The organism is Candidatus Bathyarchaeota archaeon (assembly GCA_026014805.1).
Classification (GTDB): Archaea; Thermoproteota; Bathyarchaeia; order Bathyarchaeales; family SOJC01; genus JAGLZW01.
Map to the genome: position 1 here is coordinate 1 of JAOZHR010000019.1, position 13897 is coordinate 13897.

General features: G+C 44.9%; 15 protein-coding genes and 2 tRNA genes. 9 read left to right on the forward strand and 8 right to left on the reverse strand.

Going from position 1 to position 13897, the window contains the following annotated elements; genetic code table 11:
- The coding region (locus NWE91_04505) for a hypothetical protein (GenBank protein ID MCW3985655.1) at window positions 1-1722 on the forward strand (1722 nt) is incomplete at its 5' end.
- 324 nt (window positions 1723-2046) lie between these two features.
- A complete protein-coding gene (locus NWE91_04510) occupies window positions 2047-3000 on the forward strand; it encodes a hypothetical protein (GenBank protein MCW3985656.1) in 954 nt (317 codons plus the stop codon).
- Here NWE91_04510 and NWE91_04515 read toward each other — a convergent pair.
- Both NWE91_04515 and NWE91_04520 read right to left on the reverse strand, forming a co-directional pair.
- Window positions 2997-3494: a hypothetical protein gene (locus NWE91_04515; protein ID MCW3985657.1), complete on the reverse strand. Its 498-nt coding sequence runs from the start codon at window positions 3492-3494 to the stop codon at window positions 2997-2999. The genes NWE91_04510 and NWE91_04515 overlap by 4 nt on opposite strands.
- Before the next feature lie 25 nt (window positions 3495-3519).
- Window positions 3520-3597: transfer RNA gene (locus NWE91_04520), tRNA-Gly, on the reverse strand.
- Between the two features lie 79 nt (window positions 3598-3676).
- On the opposite strand from NWE91_04520, the gene NWE91_04525 reads away from it, so the two are divergent.
- Window positions 3677-4411, forward strand: coding sequence for an HAD family hydrolase (locus NWE91_04525; protein ID MCW3985658.1), 735 nt, complete (start codon window positions 3677-3679; stop codon window positions 4409-4411).
- A gap of 194 nt (window positions 4412-4605) precedes the next feature.
- Here the strand turns inward: NWE91_04525 and NWE91_04530 are convergent, their stop codons facing one another.
- From NWE91_04530 to NWE91_04545, 4 genes are all read right to left on the reverse strand, one after another.
- The gene (locus NWE91_04530; GenBank protein MCW3985659.1) at window positions 4606-4896 is read right to left on the reverse strand and encodes a GYD domain-containing protein; all 291 of its coding nucleotides are present in this window, start codon (window positions 4894-4896) and stop codon (window positions 4606-4608) included.
- Window positions 4897-5104: 208 nt separating this feature from the next.
- Window positions 5105-5731 (reverse strand): LysE family transporter, encoded by a 627-nt coding sequence (locus NWE91_04535; protein MCW3985660.1) that lies wholly within the window; start codon window positions 5729-5731, stop codon window positions 5105-5107.
- Window positions 5732-6282: 551 nt separating this feature from the next.
- Complete coding sequence (locus NWE91_04540; protein ID MCW3985661.1) at window positions 6283-6756, reverse strand: single-stranded DNA-binding protein; 474 nt, start codon at window positions 6754-6756, stop codon at window positions 6283-6285.
- A 126-nt stretch (window positions 6757-6882) separates the two neighbouring features.
- Window positions 6883-6959: transfer RNA gene (locus NWE91_04545), tRNA-Gly, on the reverse strand.
- 183 nt (window positions 6960-7142) lie between these two features.
- Between NWE91_04545 and NWE91_04550 the strand changes: the two genes are divergently transcribed.
- The 5 genes from NWE91_04550 (at window position 7143) to NWE91_04570 (ending at window position 9726) form a co-directional block, all read left to right on the forward strand.
- Window positions 7143-7730, forward strand: a complete 588-nt coding sequence (locus NWE91_04550; GenBank protein MCW3985662.1) for a hypothetical protein — start codon at window positions 7143-7145, stop codon at window positions 7728-7730.
- Window positions 7727-7990 (forward strand): KEOPS complex subunit Pcc1, encoded by a 264-nt coding sequence (locus tag NWE91_04555; protein ID MCW3985663.1) that lies wholly within the window; start codon window positions 7727-7729, stop codon window positions 7988-7990. The genes NWE91_04550 and NWE91_04555 overlap by 4 nt, the downstream gene beginning before the upstream one ends.
- Before the next feature lie 68 nt (window positions 7991-8058).
- Window positions 8059-8433: a prefoldin subunit beta gene (locus tag NWE91_04560; protein ID MCW3985664.1), complete on the forward strand. Its 375-nt coding sequence runs from the start codon at window positions 8059-8061 to the stop codon at window positions 8431-8433.
- A 16-nt stretch (window positions 8434-8449) separates the two neighbouring features.
- A complete protein-coding gene (locus NWE91_04565) occupies window positions 8450-8752 on the forward strand; it encodes a DUF3194 domain-containing protein (GenBank protein MCW3985665.1) in 303 nt (100 codons plus the stop codon).
- Window positions 8734-9726 carry a DHH family phosphoesterase gene (locus NWE91_04570; GenBank protein MCW3985666.1) on the forward strand — a complete coding sequence of 331 codons (993 nt, stop codon included), beginning with the start codon at window positions 8734-8736 and terminating at the stop codon, window positions 9724-9726. Before NWE91_04565 ends, NWE91_04570 begins: the two co-directional genes overlap by 19 nt.
- Before the next feature lie 161 nt (window positions 9727-9887).
- On the opposite strand, the gene NWE91_04575 is transcribed toward NWE91_04570, so the two are convergent.
- Complete coding sequence (locus NWE91_04575; protein ID MCW3985667.1) at window positions 9888-10490, reverse strand: LURP-one-related family protein; 603 nt, start codon at window positions 10488-10490, stop codon at window positions 9888-9890.
- Between the two features lie 319 nt (window positions 10491-10809).
- Here NWE91_04575 and NWE91_04580 point away from each other — a divergent pair, with 319 nt between their 5' ends.
- Window positions 10810-12069, forward strand: coding sequence for an MBL fold metallo-hydrolase (locus NWE91_04580; protein ID MCW3985668.1), 1260 nt, complete (start codon window positions 10810-10812; stop codon window positions 12067-12069).
- Window positions 12070-12290: 221 nt separating this feature from the next.
- On the opposite strand, the gene NWE91_04585 is transcribed toward NWE91_04580, so the two are convergent.
- The coding region (locus NWE91_04585; GenBank protein MCW3985669.1) for a hypothetical protein at window positions 12291-13897 on the reverse strand (1607 nt) is incomplete at its 5' end.

Sequence of the window (13897 nt, forward strand, 5' to 3'; positions counted from 1 at the left end):
ATCGAGAATTGGTATGACAATTGCAACGGCGTCCTAAGCTACGGTGACATGCTCGAGCTTTTAAGCCCAGACGGAGGTCTTTGGGTCACCGTTGACGAGGTAGCAGTAGACATCACCGTAAAAAAGATAACAGAAGAACCCCCACCGCCACCACCATGGCACAAGAAAGCCTCATATCCTGACTACGCACCTAGCGGAATGCCAGATTTTGACCAAAAACAAGACACTTGGGGTCCTGGTCAAGGATTATTTACGTGGTGTGGTCCAGTATCAGTTGCAAACTCATTATGGTGGCTAGACTCTGAATACGAATCAATTTACAATCCAAGCCCTGTGCCTCCGCCAGCAATAAGCGACAGCTTCCCCTTAGTTGAATCATACAACCCAGGCGTCTGGGATGACCACGATCCAAGGAACGTTGACCCACTTGTTCACGAGTTAGCCTTCCTAATGGACGCAGATGGCCAAAGAACGGGACTCACCCACATAGGCACAAACTACATTGACATGGAGACAGGGTTATCACAGTATCTTCAGTGGCACAATGTCAACCCAATGGGAGACTGTGACGGAGATGGAGATGTAGACGATGACGACTTGATAATAATAGATAACGCAATGTTTTCCATTCCAGGGGATCCAAACTGGGACATGCGTGCAGACATAACAGTTGACAACTTTGTAGACTTTATAGACTGGGACATGGCCATACATAACTATGGTCAGGTTGGATTGTTCTACGAACACACTGAGGAATTCCCAGACTTCCTATGGATCGAAGACGAAATCTACAGGTGCGAAGATGTAGTGCTATTCCTCGAGTTCTGGCAAGAAATAGGCCCTGGCGAATGGATACCACTATACGACAACCCCAGCCTTGAAGCAGGCCACTACGTAACCTCTGCAGGAGTGAACTCATCAACCTACGAACTACTCATCAGCGATCCTTACTGGGACGCCGCTGAAGCAGGGTTCTGGGGTCACATACCAGTGCCACACCCGGCTCCGCACCCGCCTGATGTCCACAACGATACTCAATACGTTTCACACGACGCCTACTCAGTCGCGTCTTGGATGGGACCGCCACCATCACCTTATCCTGGAGTGCCTATTTGGGAACTTCTAGGATACTTGCAACAGTTGGGTTATGGCCCTTCATGGCATGCCTTCATAAGAGCCGCCGTCGTAACCTCGCCACTTGCCGAACATGATGTAGCTGTAATCAACGTTACGACCTCCAAGACTGGCTGCTTACCGCTTGAAACAGTTGGCCAAGGAAATAATGTAACCATATACGTGACAGCTGAAAATCAAGGCGGCTTTACGGAGACTTTCAACGTCACTGCTTATGCCAACACCACAGTAATTGGAACACTATCAGTAACGCTGAACCCAGGAAACATCCAAATCCTAACTTACACGTGGGACACCACAGGCTTTGCTTACGGCAACTACACCATAAGTGCTACAGCAGACACCGTTCCGGGCGAAATTGACATGGCTGATAACACGATGGTTGACGGCACGATCTTGGTGACATTACCTGGCGATATTGATGGAGACAAAGACGTAGACATCTACGACATTGTTCGCATGGCTGGCATTTACGGCGTATCAAAGCCAGATCCACAGTATGACCCTAACTGCGACATAGACGGCGACGGCGACATAGACATCTACGACATAGTTGCTGCGGCTGGAAACTACGGCAAAAGCTGGTAACCCCAGCAAAACAACTTCCTTTTTTTTGTTTGCCTTATTTTGTTATTGAACGCGAAGTCAATAAAATACTGCATTCTGTACATGGCATCTAAGCGACAACTAGTTCTACTTTTTGGCTACTCTCGTGAAAAGTAGATGTGGGCTCACGCATTCTTGGGAAACGTCGACTTGACTGTTCCCTCTCAAGATCCCAATCATACTTGGGTCAGGGGGGCCAAAGTCGTCATCGCCCACCAAAATGTCATTAAGCATACGCTTACATAAAAACGTATATCTAAAACAAAGACGCGAAATACGTTGCTTCAGAAAATAAGAGTAGTGCCTTTGGCTGCGGAAAGCTTCGGCACAAGATCTATGTGCACTTACGTAGAGACAACTGATATTCGTGTTCTTCTAGACGCTGGCGTGTCACTCTGTCCTTTCCGTTTTAGGTTGCCACCGCATCCCATCGAATTCAGAGCCATTATAGAAGCCAGAAGAAAAATTGCCGATTTTGCGAGGAAAGCTGACGTGATTACAATTAGTCATTATCACTTTGACCATCATACGCCTTCCTTTGAAGACTGGCTATGCAACTGGACTGACAGTGAAACTGCGCGACAGATTTATGGGGGAAAGCTTGTGCTAACTAAGAATTACCGAGTTGACGTTAATGCAAGTCAGCGACGGAGAGGATGGGTTTTCGAAAAAACAGGCGGCAAACACGCAAAAAAACTAAAATTCGCAGACGGTAAGACCGTTTCCTTCGGAGAAACAAAGCTCAAGTTTTCTCGTCCAGTTTTCCATGGCTCAATCAACACGCCGCTGGGTTGGGTGCTCATGACCACTGTTGAACGTGAAGATGAACGGGTGCTGTTTGCTTCAGACGTACAAGGACCGATGGATAATAATATTCTACGAATCATTCTAGCTGAGAAGCCGCAACTGCTCATTATCGGTGGTCCACCTCTTTACTTGGCTGGCTCTAGAGTTGACGAGCAGCAAATACTACAAGGCTTGAAAAACTTGGAAGCCCTAGCTAAATCGGTTCCGATTGTAGTTACGGAGCATCATCTTCTGCGGGACATAGAATGGAGGGATTCTGCGAAGCAAGTTCTTGAATCAGCCTTGGATGCGGGGAATAAGGTGGTTACTGCTGCAGAGTTTCTAGGCGAGGAAAATCGGTTGTTGGAAGCAAACAGAAAACAGTTATTTGAAGATGACCCGCCTGGCGCCGAGTTTGAAAGATGGTCCAAACTACCAGCGTTTAAGCAGAGAAAGACGAAACCGCCTATCTAAACTGCTCCTAGAAGTTTCATTAGCCATTCTATGTCGGCACCGATTTCTGGTGTGTTTAGGGCGTGTATAGGAGTTTCAAGCCCCTTCTTTTCTAGCTCTGCCGCAAGTTCTTCCATTAAAATGCCGGTTTCATCCGGGAGTTTGCTTACACCGCAACTTGGGCTGTTTTCGATGCCAAGGACAGCGATTGATTTAATGTTATTTTTAGCGAATTCTTCAAGCTGGCTGGCTGTTGATGCAGCGATTTGTCTGCAATGTTTTCTGTAACTAGGTGTGTTGTATTCTTCTCTGGTTTTTCCTAGGCGCTTAGCTCCTGCGTATGTTAGTTCCGGGCACGGCATTTGAAGAAAACCAATGTTGTATCTTCCTAGAATATCTACAACTTCATCAATTACAGCGGGATAGTGAGCTTGGCCTATGACACGTGAGTTCTGATTCAAAACGCAGTGGGCAACAACAACGAGTTTTCCGCGACGTTCGTCATTAAATTCCAACGGAAGCCTCTCCGTTTCAGTGTTGTGGTGCGGCCGCCGGGATTTGGACCCGGGTTAACGGCTTGGAAGGCCGACGTCCTAAACCAGGCTAGACTACGGCCGCACAGCGCTAGCTAGTAATAAAACGCTGTGCTTTAAATTAAAATTTCGCGTATCTATCTTCCGGTGAGGCTCTGAAAAAAATGACGAAGATTAGGGCAGTGATTTTCGATTTCATTGGCACGTTGACAGAATTAGTCGGGTACTCCCTTGAAAACGCAGAAAAAGAACTGTTCAGAAGTCTTGTTGCAGACGGTTACAATATCAACTGCGAAAGCTTCTTCGAAGCCTACAAAAAAACATATCAAAAATATCGTGAAATCCGCTACGAGCAATTGGTAGAGGTTGCTAATGCGGTTTGGGTTTCTGAAGCCTTAAGCTATCTAGGATACGCCACCACGCCTCAGGAGGAGAACATCAAGGCTGCAGTAAATGCTTTTTTTCATAGCTATCTAGAGGCATTGAGACTGCGATCTTTCGCTAAATCAACGCTGCAGAGACTGTCTCAAAACTATAAACTTGGACTTCTTTCCAATTTCACTTATGCACCTGTCATTTATGCAGCGCTAGGAAACCTGAGGATTAACGGTTTTTTCGATGCTGTCCTTGTTTCGGAGGCAGTTGGCTGGCGTAAACCAAACGCGAAGGTTTTCCAGGAATCCTTGAAAAGATTGCGTGTGAAAGCCTACGAGACCATTTATGTGGGTGACAACCCACTGGAAGACATTCAAGGCGCTAAAGGCGTTGGCATGAGAACAGTATTCATTCCATCCCAGTTCAACAGCTTAAAGGACATGCAAAAAGAAGAACATCCTCCAGATCACACCATAGAAAAACTCAGCGACATCACTAAAATCATCAACACACTCCCGCCGTAACGCACGCTTAAAGCTCAAGTGTTGCCTTGACAACTTTTCTTATTGAGGAAAAATTAATCGCAAACCATTTCTTCTGGAATAGGTCCATAGAACGGCTGTTATCACGCGAAATAAGTCTATAGATAGGTCCAAGGTTTTCGTCTCTAACGCGTGCACAGTTTTTTGGAAAAAAAGATGGAGGGTTCTGAGGGAGGTTATTTTTTCTTTATAGATGCGATGAACTCGTCTATTGGGATAGCGGGTATTGTTGTTATTTGTATGGTTCCTCGAGAGCCCAACTCTATGGAGACTTTGGCGACAGTTTTGTTGTCTGGGGCTTCAACTATATTAACGAAGTCATAGTTGCCCAGTGTTGCGTATTGCGAAAGCACTTTGACGCCAAAAGCTTCGAGTTCTCTGTTAACTTCTTTGATTCTTTCAGGTCTGTCTCTAACAGTTTTCCAGCCTTCATTGGTTAGCTTTGAAAGTAGAATATAGCGTGGCATGTAGTTTCTTTCTCCAATGACTCTATTTAGCTGTCTTCAGATTTGTGCTTTTTGGCAAAACAAAGCTGCCTAGTCTGACGTGATGTCTGTCACTGTTCTAACACGGTAACGGTTGATTTTTGTTAAAACAGCAGTTTTGGCCTAAGAAATCCCTCTCAGTTCATTACATACGGTTAACATTTCAGCACGTGTAAATATGAACACTTGACTAAAGCAGACCAATTAATGCTAGCCCATCTTTTACAAAAATTAATGAAAACAAGATTAGCACAATCCCTAAGGCACGAACAACCCACAGATAATACTTGCTTTCAAGAAAAACCTTAGATTTATCCACAATCAAAGCGATACCTATCTTCGATCCGACAAGTAAACTGTAAAACCCCAAAACGAAAAGAACCATTGCCGAAAAGTGAACATCCAAGCTCTTGAAAATTATTGGACCACCAATGGAAAGCCAAAACAGATAAGGAGAAGAACTTAAGAAGTTCGCAACAACACCTCGCCTCAGAGCATCCTTTCTTCCAAGCTTAACTTCAAATTCACCAACTCTCACCCTCAAATTCTCAACACCCAAATAAACCAAATAACCAGCACCAAACAAAGAAACTACGCCTACAACAAAGCCATATCCAATCAAATTAGACAACACAAACAAAACAAACAGAACAATCGGCACATCAGTAACCAAAGGCGAAATCGCAACCTTAACCCCTTCCCTCCTCCCAAACTTCAAAGTCTCAGAAAAAACCAAAGCCAAAAGAGGACCCGGAGAAACTCCCGCAACCAAACCGAAAAATACACCTAAACCTAAAAACTCAAGCCCACTAGCCATACCAAGAGACACCACACGAAACCTTGCATTATTGGTGCGCACACACAATATAATCCTTTAACATTGGAACATCAATGAAAAGTGAAAAGAATGAGAGTTAACGGGTGATATCTCCATTAGTCGCGGGTTTAAACCCAGCCCAGTGTGGGAAGCTTCTCATCGCGATTTATGGATAAGAACAGTCGAAGGACGCGGTTTGGGCGTGAATGAAAATTTGAAGCTGGAATTGCTTGGGTCAATCCAGTTAATTGCAGGAATAGTCTTGATTATGCTTTAGCCATTCTATTCTTCAGAGTGGTGGTCTATGGGATTCGGGTTTCTAGCAATTCCTTCCTAATTGAAACAATCTTGCATTACACACCCCGCAACTATCTGCGTTACTCACGAAAACCCCGATAATGCTTAACTGTATTATACTCTGCGCGCTCGCATCTAAATTTAAGATGAGTTATTACGGAGAAACTTACCATTTCTATAAGGTAAAACGCAAAAAGAAATTTGAAAGGAATCCGAACAAACTTGTAAAGTAGCTTAGGATTCCCTCGGCGCGTTTAGTATCTTCTTCCTTGCTGGTAACCTCTTCTGTCACCGTATCTGCGATCTCGCCTTTCCTGTTCGTATCGTTTACTAGACAAGTTGTTTTCTGTGTTGACTTCTGTAATGGGAGATTCTTCTAGAAGTTCGAAGCTGCCATATCTTCCTATGTTCAGGCGCATGTTTCCTCTGAACAGGTTTACATAACCGTTAGTGACGCGCAGGGAAGATTCCGCGTTTACTTTGTCTATGTTGTCATCCCAGAGCGTCATGTATACGCATCCTGTTTCATCTCCAACTAAGGCGTCTGCAACTCTGCGTACGGAATAATCTCGCCCTGTGACGTTTCTAACTTCACTTTTGGAAATCACCTTCACAATCATGTTCACTTCTCTCGAATTCGGAGTTAATTTCTCTATTTTCACCAATTCTTCACTTGCGGGTTGTTCTTTATCTGACATATCTTCAACGCTCGTTTCTATCAGACTCATCAAGAACACAGTTCTTAAGAGTTGCGGTACAAGCAACATGGGCGCGTATGGATACCCTAAGATATCCATTGTTGGCGGAAAATGCCGTTTGGGTTTATTGAATATGAAATGTGTTCGCAGCACTGTTGGTGCGGCCGCCGAGATTTGAACCCGGGTCGCCGGCTTGGGAGGCCAGTGTCCTAACCATGCTAGACTACGGCCGCACACACACCCATTCAATATAACCAACAAAAAAATAAAACCTTCTCATCTCCAAACAATCAAACATGCTAGAAGCCTATTTAAAGTCAAATAGATCAGTCTAATCCAAACGCTATGCACATCTAAGCCTTCACAAAACTTTAGAAACCACTACTCGCCCATAATCTCCAACCATGCAGGAGCAAATGCAACTCTTGAAAAACACAACGACTCCAAAATTCCTGATAACCACGTCACGCAATCCTAATCAGGCATTAAGAACCTTCTGCAACGACCTAAATCGTTCTATACCAAACTCTATAAGAATCAACCGTGGCAAGTCAAATCTGGACGCCGTAGCAGTAAAAGCATTAGAACACGAAGCTGAAAAAATCATAATGGCCGATCGCTGGAAAGGCGGCCTAGGAAAAATCCAACTGTTCACACTTGGCGATGCTGGCTTGGTTCAATTCCACCCTATAATATACGTGAAAAACGTGAGACTTCAGAAAACATTCAGACATGCACAAACCGAAGCAGCCAAATCCTTAATTCTCCAAACAGAAACCAAAATCCCATTCAAAGCTCACAAGCTCGCAAAAGCCCTCTCCAACTTCCTCAACATTCCAAAACTATCTGCCAACGGAAAACCATCTCCAAACACACAAGCAACAATGTACATCTCACTCAACGCAGCACGGCGCATCCAAATCACATTCATAAATGCAAAAGGAAAAATAGAAGTCGGCCCACGAATAACAGTCTCCCACCTAGTTTGGAAGACAAAAAAATGAAGAGAAACGCAGTAATCCACTTTGAATTTCCCTCAAAAAAACAGTTAGAAATCTTGTTAAATGCCTTGATGCCTGAGACAAAAAAACCAGCGACATCTAGATCGAAAGTCTCTATTGAAGGCGAAGGCAAGAAGCTAATTATACGAATCGAAGCTAAAGACACCTCAGCCCTCAGAGCAACTCTAAATTCGTACCTTCGATGGGCTGCCCTTGTAAAAGACACGTACGAGGCTGTTGCGAGCCTTGAAAAGGCAGTGTAAAAACACTTAATTAACACGACATTATATTGCTGAGAAAAGAGCTGCATGCAACGTTTTGAGGAATAAAAATGAGCGACATATCACAGCTTCCCCCTCACGTTCAAGAACGATTACTCAGACTACAACAGCTTCAACGCAACCTCCAAGCAATTTTGGCACAGAAGCAACAAGTAGAATTAGAATTAAATGAAACCGAACAAGCCTTAACAGAATTGAAAAATTTAACTAAGAACGTCGTAGTCTACAAGTCCATCGGCTCACTCCTAGTACAGTCCAAGAAAACCAAAGTCGTGACCGAACTAAAAGAACGCAAAGAACTTCTAAATACGCGTGTAGAAGTCCTAGGCAAACAAGAAGAAAGACTACGCAACCAACTCAATCAATTACAAGCAAAACTCAAACGCGACCTGGGCGCTAGCCTTTCAAGCTCCGCAACACCTTAGCCCTCTGGTGAGATTCTTGCAGGAGATAGGCATACCGGAGCTTACTGAAGACCAGATGCAAACATTATCGGAAATCGCTGAAAAAGCTGCCCGAGATCATGTTTTGTCAAAGGTTCCTCAACGGAAAATCTTAACGTTGGACATCGCCATCGAAACCGTGGGCTCCAAGCCTGTCACAGTTTCAGTTGGCGTTGATCTGACCTTATCTCCGCTAATAAAGGCAGCCAGTGCAGAAAAACTTGCTAGCGAGGCTACAGAAAAAGCCTTCGAAGCAATAGAACAGTGTTTAAGGGAGCTAAGTTGCAAATCCAAGACATAACCGCTCTCTTAGACAAGATCAACGCTAGACTTGTTGTTTTGTTATGCCATCATAATGCAGACCCAGACGCAATTGGAGCCGCCTTCGCCTTTTCCAGTTTGCTCGAGCGCCTTCGTCCAAGATTACGGACAGAAATCGCAGCAGCAGAAGGGCCCAGCCGCTTGTCTAGACACTTGCTGACTAGTTTGCCGATAAAGCTAACACCCAATCCCCCCATTGAAGAAGCTGATGCAATTGTGTTGTTAGATACAAATACCATTCAGCAGTTGGACGATTGGGCAAAAAGAGTTGAAGCTTCTGATGCTCCAATAATCGTAATTGACCACCATGCCAGTCACCCGGAGACAGAGCAGTTGGCAACTCTTATTGTGGCAGATGAAAACGCGTCGTCCACTTGTGAAATCATCTACAAGTTTTTCATGGACATGAACGTTCGATTCTCGGAGGCAGAAGCTAAATCGCTGTTTCTAGGCATAGCATTTGATACACGTCATTTTATTTTGGCAAGCTCAGTAACGCTCAAGATTGTTGCTGATTTGATTGATGCAGGTGTAAATGCAAGGGAAGCTTTGGGTCTTCTTTCTTTGCCGATGGAAGAGTCTGAGCGTATAGCGCGGCTTAAGGCATCAAAGAGAGTTAAGCTTCTCAAAGTTGGAGACTGGATTATCGCATTCTCGCATGTGGGTGCTTATCAGGCTTCTGCTGCCAGAGCCTTAATCTCGTTGGGTGCCCACGTGGCCATCGTTGCTGGTCAGAGAGATGAAAAATTGAGAATTAGCATGCGAGCATCTCGCAAATTCTATCAAGCAACTGGCGTACATCTTGGCCGTGACTTGGCGAAGCCACTAGGCGAGCATTTTGGAGGCATGGGTGGTGGTCATGCGATTTCTGCAGGAGCTAACGGAGAAGGCGATTTGAAAGCTTGCCTTAAGCACTGTGTTAGATTATTGAAAGAAAAACTAAGGCGTAGTTGATATCCACAGAGAAGCGGAACCCATAAATATTTTAAGATAAAAGGTGGTTGGACCAAAACAGCATGCGCGCTCGCCTCTATTTCCCCTTTTTCTGTTCTTGCGCGCGAAACACGTCGCTGAAGAAATGGCATCTTCATATTGTGGTCAGATTCTGAGAGTGTCTACTTTTTGTCATGAACGCTGTTATCTATGGCGATTACGAATCCAAGGAGCAGCCTTTTATCGTAATCAGAATCCAGAATTTTGATGGCGTAGGTATCTGAAAAGTCGAAGAGACCCCCCAACACTAGGTCTTTGAAGAAGTCGCTTTTGCCTATTTTTGCCTTCAACTTACCATCCATGTCTTTTACCTCAAAGTTTTTTCCTAAGAAGTTGCCTTTAGCTTCAAGAAGCTTTCGTCCTTCGTTGTCTTCCAACCAGAGTTTTGGACGGAATAAAGTTAGAATCTTCCGATTTGTCCTCCCCAGCAACCGCCCTTCGACATCTTTGATCATATAAGATGGTCGCATGGAAACCAGCTTCTTGTTAACGGTAAAAACTTGAGTTCCATCAACCTCAGACACTTCTATAAGAGCTCTTAGTGATATGACACGTCTGTGCATTTTCCCCACAGAAGTACCATCTCGATTGAAGATGTCGCCGCTTCCCCAATCCCACCACTTCTCCTTGAGTACGTAGTAATTCAATCCGGGACTAAGGAGCCCCATGCTAGCAACAGAATCCATTTTCGTCACATCGACATTTACATTCAAATCGGATTCCATCTTTTCACAACAACCCATTTTCTATCAATATGTCGCGAAACTATAAGATGGAGTCAACAAATAGTTTATGAAGGGAGAATCCATTTTTGCATGACTAGTTTTATCCCTTAATTGCTCTCAAAAACCTAGAGAAAAGTTCGTCGTCTAGCTTGCGCTCTCGAGCACTGTACAATAGGTTAATATACTGCCGTTTCTTGTCATGAGTAAGTAAAACGCACTGTTTTCACACAGTTTTGCTGTGACAGTCTTCTAGTCGGAATGTGAGCATTTATCCGATTTTTAAGGAGTTGCCGTTTTATAAAAACAAGGAGGCATACATATGAAAATTCATTTCCTCGGAGGAGTCCGAGAAGTAGGCGGCTCTTGCATCGCCATCGAAACTAACTACGGGAAAGTTGCCCTCGATTATGGAACCAAGGTTGGAGAGAAAACTGCTAATCAGTTTCCAAGGGATTTCGACGCGGTAATCATCAGCCACGCCCATTTAGATCATTCAGGCAGTCTCTTAGACTTATCACGCACAAATTCTGTATTAGTTGGGTCAAGGATGACTCGCGATGTCACCACTGCCCTTTTACGTGATATGGTAAAGATTCAACGCATGAATGGAAACAACTTCCCATATAATAATCATGACGCAGACAATGTGAAGAAATCATGGTGGATTCGGGATTCTATCGCATTGCCCGGAATGTTAATTCGCTTATACCCAGCAGGACACGTTGCTGGAGCAAGAATGATCGGCATCCAAACTGAGGGCAAAGAGATACTCTATACAGGAGACTTCTGTCTTCACGACACTGAAATTCTGGAAGGAAGTAAACTAGAGACCCTGCCAAAAGAACCTGAAGCACTAATTGTCGAGTCAACTTACGGGGGGACAATTAGGCCGCGAAGAAGCGAACTTGTTGATCAGCTTCTGGAGCGAATTCTCTGCACCATTGAGAGAAAGGGAAATGTTTTGATCCCTTCGTTCGCCTTCCACAGAAGTCAGGAGATGGCAAAGAGAATCGACCAAGCCATGGAAGATGGCGTCCTGCCAAAATACCACGTTTACACAATATCCAAGCTGGCCCATAAAATCACAGGGTACTTCAACAGCCAAAAGCAACTCTTCACTAAAAACATCCAAAAGGAAAACGAACCATTCAACTATCGACATGTAAGGCAACTTCGTCGAACCGAGCAGATTAAAGAACCTGCAATAGTCATATGCACCTCAGGTTTCGGCCATGCGGGTGCAAGCCTTCACTTGCTAAACGAGTGGGCATCGGACGAGAACAACTCCGTAATCATAAACTCAGGCTACCTTCCTCCGGAAAGCCCACTGAAAGTTGCCAAGGAAAAAGGGGAACTCATCATGAACGGAACCAAAGTCCCTGTGCGAGCAGAAGTTGAACAAATAGAGCTATCTGGACACGCTGACCAAGTAGAATTGATTCAACTAGTGGAAACGTTAAGGCCGAAGAGCACATTTCTAATCCACGGAGAACTAGAGCAAGCGCAAGCTCTTTCAAAAGAGATTTCTGGAATAACCGAAGTGCACATACCAGAGACAAAAGAAACAATCTTCATGTAACAGATATCTCGAACACAGGTATGCTGCATGCATGCGTGAATGTCAAAGCCGAGTTAGAGTTTGAAGAGCGCATGTGCACCATCCTATGAGCTATTGTTGCATTACATGGTTGCAGGATTTTGACAGCTTTTTGATAGGATTTACTATCAATTTTATGATCTATCTAGTAATGCGCGTGCGTTTTTGGAGTTTTCGAAGTCTCAACACGGTGATTTTTGTGTTTAACCCCATTCTCGTCCGTATTTGCTGGCCATGGTAACTATGTCGAAGATGTCAACCTTGCCGCCTGAAGGAGCTAGATCGGCACCTGGAAACCACTTCTTGTCCGGCACACCAGTTCCCTGGCTGCCGTAGGCTCCTGCTGCAATAACAATGTCGTAAATGTCGATTTTGTAGCTGCCGTTCCGTGGCTTTGGCCCACTCTCCCATTTCCAGACGAAGTCGATCTCGCCTAAAGGCGGGGTCTCCATCCAGTAGTAGGGGTTACGCTTCAACGTTAGGCTCCCGCCTACTCCAGGTGAAAAGTCGGTTGCGTAGTACATCCCAGCCCCCTCAAAGATTGTCTGCCAAGACAAATCGCCAGCCGTGTATGCAACAGCGTCTCCAACACTCCAGTAATCTACAACGATCACGGTGTTTTCTGTCAAGTCTGTGAAGATTTCCAGCTTGCCCTCTGAGGACAGCCCTTTCCCAATTATATTGTACTCATTGAACATGTTTAGAGTGGTGCCATCTGCTGTTATTGAGCTAATCCAGACTGGTTTGCCACTTAGGTTAACCACGCCTGGTGTTGTGAGGTTGATTCCCTCCACGAATGTTTCGGTGGCGTTGTCTGCAAGCGGAGGCTGTAGGAACACGTCAACTGGCAACACATAATAATAAGCATAGTAGTTGTTCCAGAAGCTGAAAGAGTTAAAGTAGATGTCGACTTGGAAGTCGTTCACGATGTCAATGTGGTGGACGTCTTCGAAGGCTACGAAATGCCCCGGGGTCTGGTACATATACCAAGCGGTGAAGAAGTAGTGGCTGGCGTTGACGTTGGCTTTTTGGTTTCCAGTTACGGGTTCGGCAAAGTAGCAATTGTCCCTGAACCACCTTGTAACCTTTGTCTTATCCTGATCGTCATCGTTCCAAGTGCTAATCTCACAGTCCCGAACAAAGCCAGCTTGCTCAACTGAAAGGTCATAAGGAGGCACATCGAAGCCACTGTAAAGGTTCATCCTATTCAAACATTGATAATCATAGAACCAGTCTGAGTAGATGATATTCATGGCATTAGGTGCACTTTTCATTCCAAATCTGATGGCTGTTCCATCTTGTTTGTAGGCATTCATGAATGTGTAGGAGTTTTCAGGTCCCCTCCATTCCATGTTGACAATGCCTAAAACGTTTCTGCTGTAAGCCCAAAAAGCGCAGCTGCTCCACAATGGAATGGTTATGCATTGTTCGGTGAAGTAGCCCAAGGCTTTCTTGGTGTTTTCGAGAATCTCATCGTGTGATTGGCCATACCGCGCGTTGTGTAGAAGCTGACAAAGCTCGGGGTAGTTTGGGTTTCCGCTGCAGTCAACGCCAGTAACGTAGTTAGGTCCAAAGGGATACCAACCCTCGGTGCAATACAGACCGTGAAGAGTTATTGGTGGGAATCTTCCCACACTCCAGCCACCGGTGTACATGTGGTAGTCAAAGGCGCCCATCACTTTGTCGTAAAGAACGCCCATGCCAGCCTCGATGGCGTTCACGGGGATACCGTGTTTCCTCATGTTACCATAAGTCAGCCTTCCAGCCTGAAGCCTACGAGTGTCGTCGGTTCGCACGCAAACTTCCAAAT

Bases quoted from the DNA above. Each gene is read 5' to 3' on its own strand.
- NWE91_04580 (MCW3985668.1), top strand. From the start codon at position 10,810: ATGAAAATTCATTTCCTCGGAGGAGTCCGAGAAGTAGGCGGCTCTTGC.
- NWE91_04555 (MCW3985663.1), top strand. From the start codon at position 7,727: ATGAAGAGAAACGCAGTAATCCACTTTGAATTTCCCTCAAAAAAACAG.
- NWE91_04535 (MCW3985660.1), bottom strand. From the start codon at position 5,731: ATGGCTAGTGGGCTTGAGTTTTTAGGTTTAGGTGTATTTTTCGGTTTG.
- NWE91_04530 (MCW3985659.1), bottom strand. From the start codon at position 4,896: ATGCCACGCTATATTCTACTTTCAAAGCTAACCAATGAAGGCTGGAAA.
- NWE91_04525 (MCW3985658.1), top strand. From the start codon at position 3,677: ATGACGAAGATTAGGGCAGTGATTTTCGATTTCATTGGCACGTTGACA.
- NWE91_04540 (MCW3985661.1), bottom strand. From the start codon at position 6,756: ATGAGTCTGATAGAAACGAGCGTTGAAGATATGTCAGATAAAGAACAA.
- NWE91_04575 (MCW3985667.1), bottom strand. From the start codon at position 10,490: ATGGAATCCGATTTGAATGTAAATGTCGATGTGACGAAAATGGATTCT.
- NWE91_04560 (MCW3985664.1), top strand. From the start codon at position 8,059: ATGAGCGACATATCACAGCTTCCCCCTCACGTTCAAGAACGATTACTC.
- NWE91_04550 (MCW3985662.1), top strand. From the start codon at position 7,143: ATGCAACTCTTGAAAAACACAACGACTCCAAAATTCCTGATAACCACG.